The sequence below is a fragment of the Pseudomonas donghuensis genome (genome assembly GCF_000259195.1).
Lineage (GTDB): Bacteria > Pseudomonadota > Gammaproteobacteria > Pseudomonadales > Pseudomonadaceae > Aquipseudomonas > Aquipseudomonas donghuensis.
On the sequence record NZ_JH650774.1, the window covers coordinates 98,771 to 100,643 of the forward strand.

The 1,873-nt window shown below is 63.5% G+C and carries 2 protein-coding genes; one reads left to right on the forward strand and one right to left on the reverse strand.

What is annotated here, in order from left to right:
* Positions 1–289: 289 nt before the first annotated feature.
* A complete protein-coding gene (locus tag UW3_RS0120780) occupies positions 290–1,183 on the reverse strand; it encodes a LysR substrate-binding domain-containing protein (protein ID WP_026001433.1) in 894 nt (297 codons plus the stop codon).
* A gap of 98 nt (positions 1,184–1,281) precedes the next feature.
* On the opposite strand from UW3_RS0120780, the gene UW3_RS0120785 reads away from it, so the two are divergent.
* On the forward strand, positions 1,282–1,710 hold the full coding sequence (locus UW3_RS0120785) for a PACE efflux transporter (RefSeq protein ID WP_010225275.1): 429 nt from the start codon (positions 1,282–1,284) through the stop codon (positions 1,708–1,710).
* Positions 1,711–1,873 lie beyond the last annotated feature (163 nt).

Below are 1,873 nucleotides of genomic sequence, written 5' to 3' on the forward strand. Positions count from 1 at the left end.
TACGCCGGGGGCGGCGTAAAACCACAGCAAGACCGTGGCCAGTTGCATCGGCCCACGCAGGTGCTGGTTGATCGAGTGATGACTGACCCGCTTAGGTAGCGCGGCATCGTCCTGATGCAAGTCGAGAGCCGCGAGCATGAGCCGGGTCTCCTCCTTCTGCCAAGGGGCTGGGATAGGGGTGTTGCAAGCCGAGGGGCATGCCCTGCTGGTGCGATTGGCGGCACTCTGCAGTGCACGGCCAGGCGGCGGGGCAGCAGGGTAATCAATTTGTGCGCGAGTTTGAACGGATTTAATTCGCTCCAGCGCAAATAGCGCTGCCCAGCCAGTCCAGGAAGGCCCGCAACGCAGGTTCGCGCTCACGCCCCGGCAACCACACTGCGCTGTACTGTGCGGCCGGCAGACGCACTTCATCGCGCCACGGCTGCAGCAAGCCCTGGCGCACGCTGTCGGCGACCAGCACATTGCTCGCCAGCACCAGCCCATAGCCGGCAGCGGCCGCCTGCAGGGCATAGTGTTCATCGTCGTAGCGATGAAAGCGCGCCCGCTGCAGCCAGTCTTCACAGCCGGCCAATGCGCACCAGCGGGCCCAGTCGATGACCACGCCACTGACCGAACTCCACGGTACCTCAAGCAGCGACAGGGGCTGATCCGCAGGTGGCTCCTGCCAACCGGGCGGGGTATAGACCGAGAAATGCTCGGCCAGCAACGGCATCCGTTGCAGCCCGGGGTCGGGATTGAATTCGGCACGCAGGGCCAGGTCGAAACGCTGGTCGCGCTGCAGGTCGACCACCTCGCTGCCGGTCAGCACCCGGACCTGAATGTCGCCATGGCGATGATGGAAATCGCCCAGCCGGGGGATCAGCCACAAGCTGGCAAACGCCGCGGTGGTGGTCAGGGTCAGTTGCTGGCGATCGCCGGGTGGTTGCAACGCTTCGAGGCTGCGCTGCAGGTTTGCCAGGCTCTGGTGCACCTGCAGGTACAAGCGCTCACCGGCTTCGCTGAGCCTGACCCCCTGCGCGCTGCGCTCAAACAACAGCAGGCCAAGGTGCGACTCCAGGCGCTTGATCTGGTGCGAGACCGCCGCCGGGGTGACCGCCAGTTCGTCGCTGGCAGCCTTGAAGCCGCCCAGGCGGGCCGCCGATTCGAACGTGCGCAGGGCAGTCAGGGGCAGTTTGGCGAACACGGTGCTCAAGCCAATTGAGGGAGGCTCAATTTAGCTCAATTGAACCGCCGTCTCAACGCGGCTAGGGTGGGGCTTCATTGACGTTCAGGGAGGCAGACATGCAAGGCAAGGCGCGCAAGATCGTTCAGGCCATACTCTACGAAACCATCGCCGTGCTGTGTGTGGCGCCGGTATTGTCCTGGGCCTTCGATGCCGGCATGGCCCATTCCACCGTGCTGTCGCTGATCCTCTCGGCGGTGGCCCTGGCCTGGAACATGTTCTACAACTGGGCCTTCGAGTATTGGGAGGCGCGTCAGGCACAGCGTCGGCGTACCCTGTGGCGGCGTTTTGTGCATGCGTTGGGCTTTGAAGGCGGGCTGGTGTTGATCCTCTTGCCGGTGGTCGCCGGCTGGTTGCAGATCAGCCTGTGGGCGGCGCTGTTGACCAACCTGGCGCTGTTCCTGTTCTTCTTCGTCTATGCCTTCGTGTTCCAGTGGGCCTTCGACCGGCTCTTCGATGTGCCGGACTCCGCCCGCGAGCCTGCTTGACTTTGTCTGCGCGGCTGCGCTAGTTTCGCTGCCATGAATACATTCCTGCAGTTGCCTCAGCACAGCATTATTACCGCCATTATCGTTTTGGCGGGCTAGCTGGCACTTGCACCGAACCCGCCCTGGAGGCGGGGTCTTTCTCTCTCTCCTGGGCACTTTAAAA